A 17,210-nucleotide genomic window follows, 5' to 3' on the forward strand; every position below is an offset into this window, starting at 1 on the left:
CGGCTCAGTTTTGTCGACAGTGCATTGACGGCAGGTCCGTTCTAATCGACTCAGCCCTTACCGATCTGGAGACACCATGAACAAGAAGCTTTTCATCCTCGCCGCTGCCGCCGTGTTCGCCCTGTCGGCCTGCAAGAACGAAACCCCGACCGCCCAGAACGAAGCGGCTGAAGCCGAAGCCGCCGCCCAGGAAGCCGGTGCCGCTGCCGCCGACGCCGTCGACGCCGCTGGCAACGCCGCTTCCCAGAGCGTTGACGCCGCCGCCGCCGCGACCGGCGAGGCTGCTGCCGAAGTCGGCAACGCCGTGGAAGACGCCACCGCCGAAGCCCGCGCCGCTGCCAACGAAGCCAAGGCCGACGCTGCTGCCGCCACTGCCGAGGCCGCCGACGCGACCGCCGACAAGGCGCAGGAAATCGCCGACGACGCCGAGGCCGCTGCTGCCGAGGCCGACGCCGAAGCCGACAAGCACTAAGCCATCGCTTGTCGACACCGCTGTACGAAAGGCCGCGCACCGCGCGGCCTTTTTTTTGCCCGAGATTTCATGGCGGGCGTGCCCTGCCCACCTGCAGCGATACCCATCACCCACCACCGGCGCGCGCTCAAACGCCACGCCAAAGGCTGGATTCCAGCGTTCGCTGGAATGACGGCCTGGGGGTCCCCGTAGCAACCGTGTTCGTCAGATGGCGATGTAGGGTGGGTAGAGCCGAAGGCGAAACCCACCGTCGCGAAGCTGCACGCACGACGCGCGATGGGTTTTCCTTCGCGCTACCCATCCTACGAGGCGCGTAGGATCGCGAGGCAACCGCAGAGGCGACTCGCCCCCGGGTAAGCAAAGCGCACCCACCGAGAGTTGGAAAGGCCTCGTGCAACAAGCGAAGCGCATTGCACCATGGGCCGCCGCAGACGCCCCAGGCCCTCGCATCCACAGGATGGGTCGAGCGAAGCGATGGCCACCGCAGGCGCGCGCACGACCGCCACCCGAAAGGCTGGATTCCAGCGTTCGCTGGAATGACGGCCTGTGGGTCCGCCGTAGCAACCGTGTTCGTCAGATGGCGATGTAGGGTGGGTAGAGCCGAAGGCGAAACCCACCGTCGCGAAGCTGCACGCACGACGCGCGATGGGTTTTGCTTCGCGCTACCCATCCTACGAGGCGCGTAGGATCGCGAGGCAACCGCAGAGGCGACTCGCCCCCGGGTAAGCAAAGCGCACCCACCGAGAGTTGGAAAGGCCTCGTGCAACAAGCGATGCGCATTGCACCATGGGCCGCCGCAGACGCCCCACCCCATCTCAACCGCGGGATGGACCCGGCAAAGCAATGCCCATCGCCCCATCCGACAGGCCGCGCCGCCCCTACCGCGCCTGCCATGCCCCGCCCCCGGGCGCAAGCGCGAACTGGCCGCGCCTCCCGGCTATCATGCAAGGCTGCTTCTCACGGATCGATACAGAAGATGCCCGCCATCCAGTCGCAGCTAGACCCGCGTTCGCAGGACTTCCAGGACAACGTCGCCTTCCATCGCGCCCTCGTCGATGAGCTCGACGCCCGCCTGGCCCGTGCCGCCGGCGGCGGTGGCGAGAAGGCCCGCGAGAAGCACACCGCGCGCGACAAGCTGCTGGTGCGCGATCGCATCACCGCCCTGCTCGACACCGGCTCGCCCTTCCTGGAAATCGCGCCCCTTGCCGCCGAGGGCATGTACGACGACGCCGCGCCGGCGGCCGGCATGGTCTGCGGCATCGGCCGGGTCATGGGCCAGGAGGTGGTGATCGTGGCCAACGACGCCACGGTCAAGGGCGGTACCTATTTCCCGATGACGGTGAAGAAGCACCTGCGCGCGCAGGAGATCGCCCGCGAGAACCGCTTGCCCTGCGTCTACCTGGTCGATTCCGGCGGCGCGTTCCTGCCGCTGCAGGACCAGGTCTTTCCCGACAAGGAACACTTCGGGCGGATCTTCTACAACCAGGCACGGCTGAGCGCGGAGAACATCCCGCAGATCGCCGTGGTGATGGGCAGTTGCACCGCCGGTGGCGCCTACGTGCCGGCGATGTGCGACGAGTCGGTCATCGTCAAGGAACAGGGCACGATCTTCCTGGGCGGCCCGCCGCTGGTGAAGGCCGCGACCGGCGAGGTGGTCGATGCCGAGACCCTGGGCGGCGCCGACGTGCACACCAGCGTCTCCGGCGTGGCCGACCACTTCGCCGAGGACGACCGCCACGCGCTGGAGATCGCGCGCGACATCGTCGGCACGCTCAACCGCACCAAGACCCTGCCGGTCACGGTGCGCCCGGTCGTCGAACCACGCTACGCGGCCGAGGAGCTGTACGGCATCGTGCCGCGCGACACGCGCCGGCCCTTCGACATCCGCGAGGTCATCGCGCGCGTGGTCGACGGCAGCGAGTTCCAGGAGTTCAAGGCCCGCTACGGCAAGACCCTGGTGACCGGTTTCGCCCACATCCATGGCTACCCGGTCGGCATCGTCGCCAACAACGGCATCCTGTTCGCCGAGAGCGCGCTCAAGGGCGCGCACTTCATCGAGCTGTGCAACCAGCGCGGCATCCCGCTGGTGTTCCTGCAGAACATCACCGGCTTCATGGTCGGCAAGAAATACGAGCAGGCCGGCATCGCCAAGGACGGGGCGAAGATGGTCACCGCGGTGGCCTGTTCGCACGTACCCAAGTTCACCGTGGTCATCGGCGGCAGCTTCGGCGCGGGCAACTACGCCATGTGCGGCCGCGCCTATGGCGCCCGCTTCCTGTGGATGTGGCCGAACGCGCGCATCAGCGTGATGGGCGGCGAGCAGGCGGCCAGCGTGCTGGCGACCGTGCGGCGCGACGGCATCGAGGCCAAGGGCGGCCAGTGGAGCGCCCAGGAGGAAGAGGCGTTCAAGCTTCCCATCCGCGACCAGTACGAGTCCCAGGGCAGCCCCTGGTACGCCACGGCGCGGCTGTGGGACGACGGCATCATCGACCCGGCCGACACCCGTCGCGTGCTCGGCCTGGGCCTGTCGGCCAGCCTGAACGCGCCGATCGAGGACCGCACCCGCTTCGGTGTGTTCCGGATGTAGCACCGGCCACCACGACGACGACTGGACTTGGGCAATCGGGGGATTTGCAGGGGATGATCGTAGGCATCGATCTGGGGACCACGCATTCGCTGGTCGGCGTGTATGGGGAAACGGGGAGCCAGCTGTTCCCCAACGCACTGGGAGACGTCCTGACGCCTTCGGTGGTAAGCGTGGACGAAAGCGGCGTGCTGGTGGGACAGCCGGCCCGCGAGCGGCTGATCAGCCACCCGCAGCGGACGGTCGCGAACTTCAAACGCTGGATGGGCTCCTCGCGCGAGACCCGGCTCGGCGACCGCGGTTTCCGGCCGGAGGAGCTCTCGGCGATGGTGCTGCGCTCGCTGGTCGCCGATGCAGAGGCGGCGCTGGGCGAGCCGGTCCGCGAAGCGGTGATCAGCGTGCCGGCCTACTTTTCCGACGCGCAGCGCAAGGCGACGCGCACGGCGGGCGAACTGGCCGGGCTGAAGGTCGAGCGACTGGTCAACGAACCCACCGCGGCCGCCCTGGCATACGGCCTGCAGGACCGCGAGGGCGAAGGCCGTTTCCTGGTGTTCGACCTCGGCGGCGGCACCTTCGACGTGTCCATCCTGGAACTCTTCGACGGCGTGGTCGAGGTGCATGCGAGCACCGGCGACAACTACCTGGGCGGCGAGGACTTCCTCGACGCACTGGTCGAGGCGTTCGTGCGGGACCATGCCATCACCCTGCGCGACCTGGCCCCGCACGAGCTGGCGCAGCTGCGCAGGCGGCTCGAACAGGCCAAGCGCTCGCTCGGCCAGGACGGCAGCGCATCGGTCGAGGTGAGCCTGCAGGGCCGCGCGCTGGAGTGGCGCATCGACGAAGCGCGCTTCTCCAGCCTCGGCGAGCCGTTGATCCAGCGCATGCGCGCACCGGTGGAGCGCGCCATGCGCGACGCCCGCCTGCAGCCGGGCCAGCTGGACGAGATCGTGCTGGTCGGCGGTGCGAGCCGCATGCCCCAGGTGGCGCGGCTGGTGTCGCGGATGTTCGGGCGGCTGCCGCTGCGCCACGTCAACCCGGACCAGGCGGTGGCCCTGGGCGCGACGGTCGCGGCCGGCCTGAAGGCGCGCGACGCGCGCCTGGAGGAGATCATCCTGACCGACGTCTGCCCGTACACCCTGGGCACCCAGGTGTCGCGCCGCGAAGACAACGGCCAGGTCCGCAATGGCTACTTCCACCCCATCATCCCGCGCAACAGCACGGTGCCGGTGAGTCGCGAAGACGACTTCTACCCGATGAGCGCCGAGCAGAAGCAGCTGCAGATCGATGTCTACCAGGGCGAGAGCCCGATGGTGGCCAACAACATCAAGCTGGGCGAGATCAACGTCCCCATCGCCGCCCATGCCGCGCCCGAGCAGCGCGGCGTGACCGTGCGCTTCACCTACGACGTGAACGGCCTGCTGCAGGTGGAGGTCCGCGAACACGCCACGGACAAGGTCCACGAGCTGGTGCTCGAGCAGAACCCGGGCCTGCTGGGCGCGGACGAGATCCGCGAACGCCTCGCCGCCCTGGAAGCGCTGAAGGTCCACCCGCGCGAGCAGCAGGAGAACCTGCAGGCGCTGGCACGGGCCGAGCGCCTGTACGAGGAACACCTGGCGCAGCGCAACCTGCTGCAGGAATGGATCGCGCGCTTCCGCAGCGTGCTCGAGACCCAGGACACGGCCCTGGTGGACGCGCATCGTCGCCAATTGCACGAGGCCATGGACGACCTGGAGGCGCAGGCCTGATGTGGGCTTTCGCCGAACTCGGCCTCGACGCCGATGCCGATGTCCGCACGGTCAAGCGCGCCTATGCGGCGCGCCTGAAGACCACCCGGCCCGACACCGATCCGGAGGGTTTCCAGCGCCTGCACGCCGCCTACCAGGCCGCGCTGGCAGCGGTGCAGGCCGACGCCCCCGCGCACGCGCAGGCAACGCCACCCGAAGTCGAGCCCTCGCCTCCGCCTGCGCCGCCTACCCCGTCGGCCGGGGCGTCGACCGATGCCCCGGCCGAGGTCACCGACGACACGGTCGAACCCGCGCTCGAAGCCTTCGATGCCGACGCCTTCCTGGCGGGCTGCATCGAGCAACTGGTGCACGGCGAACCCGACGACGTGCGCCGCTGGCTGGAGGCGCAACCGGCCCTGTGGTCGCTGCAGCTCAAGGGCCAGCTGGGCTACTGGCTCCTCAACCAGCTCCACGAGCGCAGCCCGCCCGTGGCCGAGGAGAACCTGGACGCGCTGCTCGGCTTTTTCGACCTCGACCATGTGCTGAGCGGGGTCGACCCCGACGCGCTGGCGCAGCTGCGCAGCCGGCTGGGGTTCCGTCGCGACCTGCAGCCTGGGCGCGAGCGCTCGCTGGGCAACCGCATCTTCCAGGCCCGCCCGGTCCACGATCGCCACGAACCGGCCCTGAGGATGATGCGCCAGCTGCGCCGACCCCTCCGCTGGGCGCAGGTGCTGGCATTCTCGGTACCTTCGCGCCGCGCGCTGGAGATGCGCCACCTGGTGCTCGCACTGGACGATGGCGACCTCGACAGCCTCGGCGACCTGATCGACCTGCGTCAGGCCCGATTCTGGCTCGCCGCCGGCGATGCCGGCCGGCAATCGAAGGCGCGTCGCCTCGTCGCGCTCGCGCGCTGTCTGGTCGCCGCTGCCTGCATGGGCACGGTGTTCGGACTGGTGCACTGGCTGACCGGCGACCTGCCCGGCCGCGCCACCCTGGCGCCGGCGGCGGGCTTTGGCGCCGCGACCTTCGGCTACGCGCTCTTCGGCCTGTACGCAGCCTGGGAGGCCTGGGTGGCGGTCGCCGGCTATTTCAACTGGCAGTCGGCGCCGGACGAGGGCCCCACCGCCCGGCCGATGCTGCGCCTGTTCTGGGTGCCGTTGCTGGCCGCCCTGACCGGGTTGTTTTCGCTGCTGCCGGCACCCCATGACGCGCTGGCGATGTCCGCCGGCAGCCTGGCCGCGCTGACCGGCCTGGTGCGCTGCTTCCGCCGAGCGGGGCTGCGCCTGAATTTCGGCGGCTGGCGGCTGATCCTGGTGATCCCCTTCCTGAAGGGACTCGCGGGGCTGGCAGCGCTCGTCGTCGCGACCAGCAGTAAGGCGCTGGGACTCGGCCTGGCCGCGACGGGCCTGCTGTTGTGGTCGATCGATGCCTGGCGGCAGCGCGCCTCGTGGTGGCCGATGCTGCGCCTGCGCCTGCCATGGCGCGCCAGCGCCGAACCCGGCCGCTGACCCGGCATGCCGTCGACAACGCGATCGATCCCGATCACGCTATGCGCCGTTCATCGGAAATGCTGTCGGTTATCGCGACATCTCGCACGAAAGCGGTAAAGACGGGGTGCTAGCCTCGGAAGTCCGAGCTGTTTCGTGCAGTCGGCCAGTCCCGTCAGAGGAAATCCGCCCCATGGCTATTTTTGGCAACCAGCCCACGTCCCAGAAGTCCGATTCCCCCGCCCCGCCGCAGGAAGTGCCGCGTGCCCAGGACAAGCGCGCCGAGCCGGCCTCGTTCGGCAGCCCCGCGCCCGCCAGCACGCCCGCCGCCGCCCCTACGCCGACGCCGTCCACCCGCAGCGCGGGCAGCGAGGGCAAGGAGTCGGTGATCGCGTCCGACCTGACCATCGAAGGCAAGATCGAGGGCTCCGGCCACGTCCGCCTGGCGGGTAAGTTCAAGGGCGACGTCAACGTGCAGGGCGACCTGACCATCGAGGTCGGCGCCAAGCTCAACGGCGGCGTCAAGGCGCGCAAGGTGATCATCGCCGGCGAGCTCGAGGGCAACATCGATGCCGCCGAGCGGGTCGAGCTCCTCGACAGCGGTGCCATGGTCGGCGACATCAAGGCCGGTTCCGTCACCGTCGCACCGGGTTCCAAGATGCGCGGCCAGGTCGAGTTCGGCTGGGGCAAGGACGGCCACAAGGCCAACGGCAAGGGTAGCGCCGGGGAGAACGGCTCCGGCTCATGAGCTCGATCCGCGCGGGTTCGCCCGGCGCGACGCGTACCTGCCCGCACTGCAAGACCACGATCCTGGAGAGTGCGAGCGTCTGCCCGGCCTGCAAGCACCACCTGCGATTCGACTCCGACGCGGCCGCGTCCAAGCTGGCGCGGTCCGTGCCCCTGCGCGTGGAGGGCACCATCCGACCCCAGCCGACCGACAACGCGCTGGAGTACTCGATGGTCGTGTCGATCCGCAACGAACGCGGCGAGGAGATCGACCGACAGGTGATCGGCGTCGGCGCCCTCTACCCCGGCGAGGAACGCAGTTTCACCCTCGCCGTGGAAGCCCAGGAAGTGAAAGGCTACCGCGCCGGCAAGGGCCGCAGCCGCCATTGAGCGAGCGATGACAGGGGCGATCCTTCGAGGGTCGCCCCTGAGACCGTTGCGGCGAAGCCACCACGCACGCCGGCCGCCTCGTGGGATGCGTCGCATCGTAGGGTGCAACAAGCGAAGCGCATTGCACCGTCTCGAGCCCAAGCCTGCAGGCCTCGTAGGATGGGTAGCGCGAAGCAAAACCCATCGCCTGCGAAGGTGTGGAAGAACGACGATGGGTATCGCCTGCGGCTCGACCCATCCTACGGCGTGGCTGCCCGAGCCAACGTACGCGCCCACACCCCGCTCAGCCCGCCAAACCGTCATCCCGGCATCGCAGGGTGCAATAAGCGAAGCGCATTGCACCGTCTCAAGCCCAAGCCTGCAGCCTCGTAGGATGGGTAGCGCGAAGCAAAATCCATCGCCTGCGGACGGGTGGAAGATCGATGATGGGTATCGCCTGCGGCTCGACCCATCCTACGGCGTGACTGCCCGAGCCAACGTACGCGCCCACACCCCGCTCAGCCCGCCAAACCGTCATCCCGGCATCGCAGGGTGCAGTAAGCGAAGCGCATTGCACCCTCGCAAGCGCGCAGCCTCGTAGGATGGGTAGCGCGAAGCAAAACCCATCGCCTGCGGACGGGTGGAAGATCGATGATGGGTATCGCCTGCGGCTCGACCCATCCTACGGCGTCGTCGCATGATCCCGCGTACCGACCCAATCTCCGCCCATACCGCTCGAACCGTCATCCCAGCGCACGCTGGGATCCAGCTTTTCGCCTTGAAGGCGTGCTCCCGGGTTGGGCGAAATTCGATGGTGCAATGCGCTTCGCTTATTGCACCCTACGGCGTCTTGCCGGTCCGTCGAACCCGGTGGGGCGAGACGCGGCCGCTTGCGAGCCAACGGCTCGCGCCGCGCCGAGCGCCCGCAGTCTGCGACTGCGGGCCGGGAATCCCACGAATGGGCTCCGGCGCTATTGAAGGCTCTGGAACCTTCCAGCGCCCTCGCTCAATCATGGCGGAAGCGGTGGGGCGAGACGCGGCCGCTTGCGAGCCACCGGCTCGCGCCGCGCCGAGCGCCCGCAGTCTGCGACTGCGGGCCGGGAATCCCACGAATGGGCTCCGGCGCTATTGAAGGCTCTGGAATCTTCCAGCGCCCTCGCTCAATCATGGCGGAAGCGGTGGGATTCGAACCCACGAACGGTTTGACCCGTTGCCGGTTTTCAAGACCGGTGCCTTCAACCACTCGGCCACACTTCCGTGGCGCACATTGTCGCATGGGGCCGGGGCGGATTCACCGGGTGGGACGGGGTCAGGCGCCGTCGCGCGACGGGACGCCGCCGCGGGTGAGCGCCAGCGGGTCGAGCAGGCGCTTGAGTTCCCGCGTCGACATGCCAGTGGCCTCGCGGGCGACGTCCAGGACCGGGCGGCCTTCCTTGTAGGCCTGCTTGGCGATGGCGGCGGCCTTTTCGTAGCCGATGATGGGGTTGAGTGCGGTGACCAGGATGGGGTTGCGCGACAGCGCCTCGTCCACCCGCGCCTGTCGCACCGTGAGGCCATCGATCGCGTCGTCGGCGAAGTGGCGCATCGCCCGCGACAGCAGGCCGATGCCGTCGAGCAGATCGAGGGCGATCAGCGGCAGCATCACGTTCAACTGGAAGTTGCCACTCTGCCCGGCCACGGTGATCGCCGTGTGGTGACCCATGACCTGCGCGCAGACCATCGCCACCGCCTCGGGGATCACCGGGTTGACCTTGCCGGGCATGATCGAGCTGCCGGGCTGCAGGGCAGGCAGCTCGATGTCGCCCAGGCCGGCCAGGGGACCGGAGTTCATCCAGCGCAGGTCGTTGGAGATCTTCATCAGCGCCACCGCGAGCGCGTTGAGCTGTCCGGACATCTCGACGATGTCGTCCTGCGCGGCGATGCCTTCGAAGCGGTCGGCGGCGGGTTCGAAACGCTGCCTGGACAGACTCGACAGCTGTCGCGCCATGCGCGGCGCGAAGCGCGGGTCGGCATTGATGCCGGTGCCGATCGCGGTGCCGCCAATGGGCAGGCGGCGCAGGCGCACCAGGCTGTCGGCGATGCGCGCTTCGGCCGAGGCCAGTTGCGAGGCCCAGGCGCCGAACTCCTGGCCGAAGGTCAGCGGCATCGCGTCCATCAGGTGGGTGCGCCCGGTCTTGGCGACCCGCCCCAGGGCACGGGCGCGGCGCTCGACGGTCTTCCGCAAATGGACGAGGGCCGGCTGCAGGTCCTCGCGCACCGCCAGGCAGGCCGCCACGCGGATGGACGTGGGCACCACGTCGTTCGAACTCTGCCCCAGGTTCACGTGGTCGTTGGGATGGACCTTCAGGCGCTTACCGGCCGCCAGGTGGGCGATGACCTCGTTGGCATTCATGTTGCTGGAGGTCCCCGAGCCGGTCTGGAACACGTCCACCGGGAACTGCGCGTCGTGGGCGCCGGAGGCCACCTCCAGCGCGGCCTTGCGGATCGCGGCGGCGGTGGTCTTGCCGAGCAGGCCCAGGCCGCCGTTGACCTCGGCCGCGGCCGCCTTGACCAGGCCGAGGGCGCGGATGAAGCCGCGCGGCATCGGCCGCCCTGAAATGCGGAAGTTCTGCACCGCACGCTGGGTCTGCGCGCCCCACAGGGCGTCGGCGGGCACCTGCAGCTCGCCCATGCTGTCGTGTTCGGTTCGGGTGGTGGGCCTGGCCATGCTGTCCTCCTGGATCGATCCGCCCAGCCTACCCGGGACGGCGTGCCCGGGCCGTGAGACGGCCCACGACCACGCCGCCCGCCCGACGGCGTTAGAATGCGCGCCCAACCCACGATCCCGTCCCGCCAATGTCCGTCCAGACCCAGTTGACCGCCCTGTCCCCGCTCGATGGCCGCTATGCCGGCAAGGTCGACGCCCTGAGGCCGATCTTCTCCGAGTACGGGCTGATCAAGGCGCGGGTGAAGGTCGAGGTCGAATGGCTGCTCGCGCTGGCCGCCGAGCCGGGCATCACCGAGCTGGCGCCCTTCGGCGATGCCGCCGCCGCGCGCCTGCGGGCGCTGGCCGACGGGTTGTCGGTCGACGACGCCGCGACGGTGAAGGCCATCGAGGCGACCACCAACCACGACGTCAAGGCCGTGGAGTACTTCATCAAGGAACGCTTGAAGGACGACGCCGAGCTGGGCCCGGCGCTGGAGTTCGTGCATTTCGCCTGCACCAGCGAGGACATCAACAACCTCAGCTACGCCCTGATGCTCAACGAGGCGCGCCAGCACGTGCTGCTGCCCAAGCTGGACGAGCTGATCCAGACGCTGCGCGCGATGGCGCACGAGCATGCCGCGCTGCCGATGCTGTCGCGCACCCACGGCCAGACCGCGTCGCCGACGACGGTGGGCAAGGAGATCGCCAACGTCGTCGCGCGCCTGCAGCGCCAGGGCGAGACCCTGGCCGGGGCCCGCATGCCGGGCAAGATCAACGGTGCGGTGGGCAACTACAACGCGCACGTCGCGGCCTATCCCGAGGTCGACTGGCCGCGCTTCTCCGAGCGTTTCGTGCATTCGCTCGGGCTCAACTGGCAGCCCTACACCACCCAGATCGAGCCGCACGACGGCATCGCCGAGCTGTGCGACGCCCAGCGCCGCATCGACACGATCTGCATCGACCTGTCGCGCGACATCTGGGGCTACATCTCGCTGGGCTACTTCAAGCAGGCGGTGAAGGCCGGCGAAGTGGGCAGCTCGACCATGCCGCACAAGGTCAATCCGATCGACTTCGAGAACGCCGAAGGCAACCTGGGCATCGCCAACGCGCTGTTCGAGCACTTCGCGGCCAAGCTGCCGATCAGCCGCTGGCAGCGCGACCTGACCGACTCCACCACCCTGCGCGCGCTGGGCACCGCCTTCGGCCACGCGCTGATCGGCTTCGACGCGCTGCTGCGCGGCCTGGGCAAGCTCAGCGCCAACCCGGTGCGGCTGGCCGAGGACCTGGACGCCGCCTGGGAGGTCCTGGCCGAGGCCGTGCAGACGGTGATGCGCCGTCACGGCCTGCCCAACCCCTACGAACAGCTCAAGGCCCTCACCCGCGGCCAGCAGGGCATCAACGCCGCCTCCATGCGCGCCTTCATCGAGGGCCTGGACCTGCCGGCGGAGGCCAAGCAGCCGTTGATCGACATGACCCCGGGCAGCTACACCGGCCTGGCCGAGCGCCTGGCCCGGGAGATCTGAGCCACCCCGACCCACCCGCGCGGCGCGATCCGCCTCCCCCCGGACGTCCGACCATGAACCTGCTGCTCAACATCGACGTGCCGGACATCGCCACGGCCGAGGCCTTCTACGCTGCCGCCTTCGGCCTGCACGCCGGACGCCGCTTCGGCGACGACGGCGTGGAGATGCTGGGCGCGGCGGTCCCCGTCTACCTGTTGCGCAAGGCCGCCGGCAGCACAGGCGCCGCGTCGCGCGCGCGCGATTACGACCGCCACTGGACGCCCCTGCACGTCGACGTCGTGGTCGACGCGCTCGAACCCGCCCTCGACCGCGCGCTCGCCGCCGGCGCCACCCGCGAGGGCGACATCCGCGAAGCCCGCTGGGGCCGCATCGCCACCATCGCCGACCCCTTCGGCCACGGCTGGTGCCTGCTGCAGTTCCTCGGCCGCGGCTACGACGAGATCCTCCCATGAGCCCCAAGCCCCGCCCCACCGCCACCGGTGCGCGCAAGCGCGTCGCGGCGCCGCCGATCGAGGTCGACGCACGCCGGCAGCCGCCGCTGGGCATGCCCGCGGCGACGTTCCTGCGCGACTACTGGCAAAAGCGCCCGCTGCTGCTGCGCAATGCCTTCCCCGGCTTCGTCTCGCCGCTGGAACCCGAGGACCTCGCCGGCCTGGCCTGCGAGGAAGCCGCGCTCTCGCGGATCGTCAGCCACGACCGCGCGGCGGACCGCTGGCAGGTGCGCACCGGGCCGTTCGACGAGGGCGAGTTCCCCGGCATGCCCCACCAGGACTGGACCCTGCTGGTGCAGGACGTCGACAAATGGGATGCCGACGTCGCCGCGCTGCTCGCGCATTTCGACTTCCTGCCGCGCTGGCGCATCGACGACATCATGGTCTCCTTCGCCGCCCCCGGGGGCTCGGTCGGCGCCCATGTCGACCAGTACGACGTGTTCCTGCTGCAGGCGCAGGGCCACCGGCGCTGGCAGATCGATGCCGGCGACGCGCCGCCGCTGGACTTCCGCCACGACGTGGAGCTGAAGCTGCTGCGCGAGTTCACCCCCACCCACGACTGGGTGCTGGGTCCGGGCGACATGCTCTACCTGCCGCCGGGCGTGCCCCACCACGGCGTCGCCGAGGATGCCTGCCTCACGTTTTCGGTCGGCATGCGCGCGCCTTCGGCCGCCGAGCTGCTGGGCGACTTCGTCGACACGCTTGCGGCCGAGGCCGACGAGCGCCTGCGCTACCGCGACCCCGACCTTGCGCCGCCGGCCGATCCGGCCGAGATCGACGCCGCGGCGATGGACCGCGCGGTCGAAGCGCTGAACATGCTGCGGATGAACGACCCCGAGCGCCTGGGCGACTGGTTCGGCCGCTTCATCACGCTCTACCGCAGCGCGGGCGAGGTCATGGCCGGCGGCCCGTCGCGATCGCGGATCGAGGTCGAGTGGGACCTGCGCAACGGCGCCACTCTCGCCCGCCATCCGTGGTCGCGCATGGCCTGGCGGCGCGGTGCCTCCGGCGGCCCGGCGCGCCTGTTCGTCAATGGCCAGGCGGCCGACGTGGACGCGGCCGACGCCTCGGTCATCGCCAACAACGCCCGTCTCGACGGCACCACCTACGCGACGCTGTCGCAGGCGGGCCAGGACCGCGTGTTCGAACTCCTCCAGGATGGCCATTACCATCTGCTCACCGAGGACGACGAGGCCTGATCCGCATGAGCGATTCCGCACCCGCCTTCCGCGTCGAGGCCGTCGACTACGCCAGCGCCCTGCCCGAGTTGCGCAGCGTGCGCGAGACGGTCTTCGTCCAGGAACAGGGCGTGCCACTGGACCTCGAGCTCGACGCCATGGACCCCCAGTGCGACCACGTGCTGGCGCGCGATGCCGAGGGCCGGCCCATCGGCACCGGCCGCCTGACCCCCGAGCGCCGCATCGGCCGCATGGCGGTGCTGGCCGGGCATCGGGGCCAGGGCGTCGGCGAAGCCATGCTCGAGGCCCTGCTGGAACAGGCACGCGCGCACCGCTGGCCGTCGGTCAGCCTGCACGCGCAGGCCGACGCCATCGCCTTCTACAGCCGCCACGGTTTCCTGCCGCGCGGCCCGCGCTTCGAGGAAGCCGGGATCGTCCACCAGGACATGCACCGCTCCCTCGGCGTGCCGACGCCGGTCGAGGGCTTCGAGGCCGCCCGCGCGGCGCTGCTGGGCCTGGTCGCGCGGGCCCGGCGCGAGCTGTGCCTGCATACCCGCGAGCTCGACCCCGGCCTGCTCGACCGCCCGGAGGTCATCGAAGCGATCCGCCGATTCCTGCAGGACGGCGGCGAGCTGCGCGTCCTGCTGCGCGACCCCAAGGCCGCGCAGGACGCGCTGTCGCCGTTGATCAGCCTCGGCCAGCGTCGTTCCTCGGCGATCGCGTTTCGCGTGATCGAGGAGCCGGTGGACCTCAATTTCGCCGGCGCCTACGCCTTCAACGACCGCGGCGGCTGGTATTACCGCCCGCTGGGACACCGCGTGGACGGCGAAACCCGCATCGACGACCCCGCCCGGGTCCGCCAGCTGCGTGCCGCGTTCCAGGAAATCTGGGAGCGCGCCCGGCCCTGCAGCGAATTCCGGGCGCTCGGACTCTGAGCCCCGCTTAACCCGCGACCGCCCATCGACCCCATTCGACATAAGGGTGGTGGCCGAAGCCCCCCCGGCTAACGTTATAATTCCGTGTCTTGGCCCCCGTTAATGTCTCCGCACGCGTTCGACGCGGGCTGCCCCCCTCCCCTAGAGTTTCCCGATGCCATCGTGGATAGCCTCCTAAAGCAGTTTTCCCAGTCGTCGCAGCTCGGCGCAAACGCCGCCTACATCGAAGACCTGTACGAGCAGTACCTGGTCGATCCCGACAGCGTCGGGGCCAAATGGAAGGCTTACTTCGATGACTTCAAGGGCCGCGAGGCCGGGGACGTGCCGCACTCGGCCGTGCTCGACAGCATCGCCGAGGCCGGCCGACGCGCCGCCCGCGGCGCCGCCGCTTCCGGGATGGGCGACGAACGCGAGCGTTCGGTCGGCCGCCTGATCACCGCCTACCGGTCGCGCGGCCACCTCGCCGCCGAACTCGACCCGCTGGGCCTGTTCGAGAAGCCCGACGCGCCGGACCTGGACCTGCCGTTCCACCGCCTGAACAAGAGCGACTTCCCGGCCGAGTTCAGCACCGGCGGCGTCGCCGGCAAGGAACGCATGAAGCTGGGCGACCTGCTCGACCTGCTCAAGGCGACCTACACCGGCCCCATCGGCGCCGAGTTCATGCACATCTCCGACGCCGAGCAGCGCCGCTGGGTGTACGAGCGCCTGGAGAAGGCCGGCGGCAAGTACGGCCGCAGCAGCGAGGACAAGAAGCGCATCCTCGAGCGCCTGACTGCCGCCGAAGGCCTGGAACGCTACCTGGGCACCAAGTACGTGGGCCAGAAGCGCTTCTCGCTGGAAGGCGGCGACGCGCTGATCCCGCTGATGGACACCATGATCCGCCGCGCCGGCTCCAACGGCGTGCAGGACATCATCATGGGCATGGCCCACCGCGGCCGCCTCAACGTGCTGGTCAACACGCTCGGCAAGCCGCCGCGCCAGTTGTTCGACGAGTTCGAAGGCAAGTTCGAGCACGTCCAGGACGACCGCGCCCACACCGGCGACGTGAAGTACCACATGGGCTTCTCGGCCGACATCGCCACGCCCGGCGGTCCGGTGCACCTGGCGCTGGCGTTCAACCCCTCCCACCTGGAGATCGTCGACCCGGTGGTCGCCGGCAGCGTGCGTTCGCGCCAGGTCCGCCGCGGCGAGAACGGCCGCGCGCAGGTGCTGCCGGTACTGATGCACGGCGACGCCGCGTTCGCCGGCCAGGGCGTGGTGATGGAGCTGCTGCAGATGTCGCAGGCCCGCGGCTTCGCGGTCGGCGGCACCGTGCACATCGTCATCAACAACCAGGTCGGCTTCACCACCAGCGACCGCCAGGACGCGCGCTCCACGTTGTACTGCACCGACGTCGCCAAGATGGTCGGCGCGCCCGTGCTGCACGTGAACGGCGACGACCCGGAGGCCGTGGTCTTCTGCGCCGAGCTGGCGCTGGACTTCCGCAACACCTTCGGCCGCGACGTGGTCATCGACCTGGTCTGCTACCGCCGCCACGGCCACAACGAGGCCGACGAGCCGGCGGCCACCCAGCCGCTGATGTACCAGAAGATCCGCAAGCACCCGACGCCGCGCACGATGTACGCCGAGCGCCTGGTCGCCGAGGGCACGGTGAGCGCGGACGAGGCCCAGGCCCTGGTCGACGCCTGCCGCGACCGCCTGGACGCCGGCGAAGTCGCCACCGAGCTGGCCGAGACCAAGTCCGACGAGTTCACCATCGACTGGCCGACCTTCCTCAAGGGCAAGCTCAGCGACCCGGTCGACACCACCTTCGACGGCAAGGAGCTGCGCCGCCTCGCCGGGGTGATCAACGACATCCCCGACGAGGTCAAGCTGCATCCGCGCGTGGCCAAGATCTACGAGGACCGTCGCAAGATGGCCGCCGGCGATCTGTCGGGCGACTGGGGCTTCGCCGAGAACCTCGCCTACGCGACCCTGCTCGAGGACGGCTACAAGCTGCGCCTGGTCGGCCAGGACTGCGGCCGCGGCACCTTCTTCCACCGCCACGCGATCCTGCACGAGCAGACCACCGACGAGTACATCCTGCCGCTGCGCCGGCTGGTGGACACGCCCTCGGACGTGACCATCATCGACTCGCTGCTCAGCGAGGAGGCGGTGATGGGCTTCGAGTACGGCTACTCGACCACCGACCCGATGACGCTGGACATCTGGGAAGCCCAGTTCGGCGACTTCGCCAACGGCGCGCAGGTCGTGATCGACCAGTTCCTGTCCTCCGGCGAGGCCAAGTGGAGCCGCCTGTGCGGCCTGGCGCTGTTCCTGCCGCACGGCTACGAAGGCCAGGGCCCCGAGCACAGCTCGGCGCGGCTCGAGCGCTTCCTGCAGCTGTGCGCGCTCGACAACATGATCGTCTGCACGCCGACCACGCCGGCGCAGGCCTACCACATGATCCGCCGCCAGATGCACATGACCACGCGCAAGCCGCTGGTGGTCATGACGCCCAAGTCGCTGCTGCGCCACAAGCTGGCCGTGTCGACGCTGGACGAGCTGGCCAAGGGCGGGTTCCAGCAGCTCATCCCGGACAACGACGCCGACCCGAAGAAGGTCAAGCGCGTGGTGGTCTGCGGCGGCAAGGTCTACTACGACCTGCTCGAGCAGGCGCGCAAGGACGAACTCGACGACGTCGCGATCGTGCGCGTCGAGCAGCTCTACCCGTTCCCGCGCGAGCTGCTGTCGGCCGAGCTCAAGCGCTTCGGCAAGGCCACCGACGTGGTCTGGTGCCAGGAAGAGCCGCAGAACCAGGGCGCGTGGTACCAGATCCGCCACCACCTGACGCACTGCCTGCAGGGCAAGCAGGCGCTCCACTACGCCGGCCGCCTGCGCTCGCCTTCACCGGCGGCGGGGCATTATGCCGACCATGTCGCCGAGCAGGCCCAGCTCGTCGCCGATGCGCTGACCAACCCGCTGCAGGGCGACGCCAGCCCCGAATGACGCGGGCCCGGCCCGCGTCCCATCCCCCGCCACACGACATTCCATCT

12 protein-coding genes and 1 tRNA gene are annotated in these 17,210 nt (G+C 69.7%); 11 read left to right on the forward strand and 2 right to left on the reverse strand.

Annotated elements, in window-relative coordinates:
- Positions 1-76 precede the first annotated feature (76 nt).
- The 6 genes from H4F98_RS14660 (at position 77) to H4F98_RS14685 (ending at position 7,383) form a co-directional block, all read left to right on the forward strand.
- Entirely contained in the window at positions 77-472 is a 396-nt protein-coding gene (locus H4F98_RS14660) for a hypothetical protein (protein WP_182688586.1), read from the forward strand.
- A gap of 976 nt (positions 473-1,448) precedes the next feature.
- Positions 1,449-3,059, forward strand: coding sequence for a carboxyl transferase domain-containing protein (locus tag H4F98_RS14665; RefSeq protein ID WP_182688587.1), 1,611 nt, complete (start codon positions 1,449-1,451; stop codon positions 3,057-3,059).
- 53 nt (positions 3,060-3,112) lie between these two features.
- The gene (locus H4F98_RS14670; RefSeq protein WP_182688588.1) at positions 3,113-4,801 is read left to right on the forward strand and encodes a molecular chaperone HscC; all 1,689 of its coding nucleotides are present in this window, start codon (positions 3,113-3,115) and stop codon (positions 4,799-4,801) included.
- A complete protein-coding gene (locus tag H4F98_RS14675; protein WP_182688589.1) occupies positions 4,801-6,288 on the forward strand; it encodes a hypothetical protein in 1,488 nt (495 codons plus the stop codon). The genes H4F98_RS14670 and H4F98_RS14675 overlap by 1 nt, the downstream gene beginning before the upstream one ends.
- A gap of 172 nt (positions 6,289-6,460) precedes the next feature.
- Positions 6,461-7,015, forward strand: a complete 555-nt coding sequence (locus H4F98_RS14680; protein ID WP_182688590.1) for a bactofilin family protein — start codon at positions 6,461-6,463, stop codon at positions 7,013-7,015.
- Positions 7,012-7,383 (forward strand): hypothetical protein, encoded by a 372-nt coding sequence (locus H4F98_RS14685; protein ID WP_141517590.1) that lies wholly within the window; start codon positions 7,012-7,014, stop codon positions 7,381-7,383. Before H4F98_RS14680 ends, H4F98_RS14685 begins: the two co-directional genes overlap by 4 nt.
- 1,146 nt (positions 7,384-8,529) lie before the next feature.
- On the opposite strand, the gene H4F98_RS14690 is transcribed toward H4F98_RS14685, so the two are convergent.
- Both H4F98_RS14690 and H4F98_RS14695 read right to left on the reverse strand, forming a co-directional pair.
- Positions 8,530-8,619, reverse strand: a tRNA-Ser gene (locus H4F98_RS14690).
- Positions 8,620-8,671: 52 nt separating this feature from the next.
- Positions 8,672-10,069: a class II fumarate hydratase gene (locus tag H4F98_RS14695; protein ID WP_182688591.1), complete on the reverse strand. Its 1,398-nt coding sequence runs from the start codon at positions 10,067-10,069 to the stop codon at positions 8,672-8,674.
- A 128-nt stretch (positions 10,070-10,197) separates the two neighbouring features.
- Between H4F98_RS14695 and purB the strand changes: the two genes are divergently transcribed.
- From purB to H4F98_RS14720, 5 genes are all read left to right on the forward strand, one after another.
- Positions 10,198-11,571 carry an adenylosuccinate lyase gene (gene purB / locus H4F98_RS14700; RefSeq protein WP_182688592.1) on the forward strand — a complete coding sequence of 458 codons (1,374 nt, stop codon included), beginning with the start codon at positions 10,198-10,200 and terminating at the stop codon, positions 11,569-11,571.
- 53 nt (positions 11,572-11,624) lie between these two features.
- Entirely contained in the window at positions 11,625-12,023 is a 399-nt protein-coding gene (locus H4F98_RS14705; protein WP_182688593.1) for a VOC family protein, read from the forward strand.
- Positions 12,020-13,261: a cupin domain-containing protein gene (locus H4F98_RS14710; RefSeq protein ID WP_182688594.1), complete on the forward strand. Its 1,242-nt coding sequence runs from the start codon at positions 12,020-12,022 to the stop codon at positions 13,259-13,261. The genes H4F98_RS14705 and H4F98_RS14710 overlap by 4 nt, the downstream gene beginning before the upstream one ends.
- 5 nt (positions 13,262-13,266) lie before the next feature.
- Positions 13,267-14,175, forward strand: coding sequence for a GNAT family N-acetyltransferase (locus H4F98_RS14715; protein ID WP_182688595.1), 909 nt, complete (start codon positions 13,267-13,269; stop codon positions 14,173-14,175).
- A gap of 162 nt (positions 14,176-14,337) precedes the next feature.
- Positions 14,338-17,163, forward strand: coding sequence for a 2-oxoglutarate dehydrogenase E1 component (locus H4F98_RS14720; RefSeq protein WP_182688596.1), 2,826 nt, complete (start codon positions 14,338-14,340; stop codon positions 17,161-17,163).
- Positions 17,164-17,210 lie beyond the last annotated feature (47 nt).

This window comes from Marilutibacter spongiae, assembly GCF_014145325.1.
Classification (GTDB): domain Bacteria; phylum Pseudomonadota; class Gammaproteobacteria; order Xanthomonadales; family Xanthomonadaceae; genus Marilutibacter; species Marilutibacter spongiae.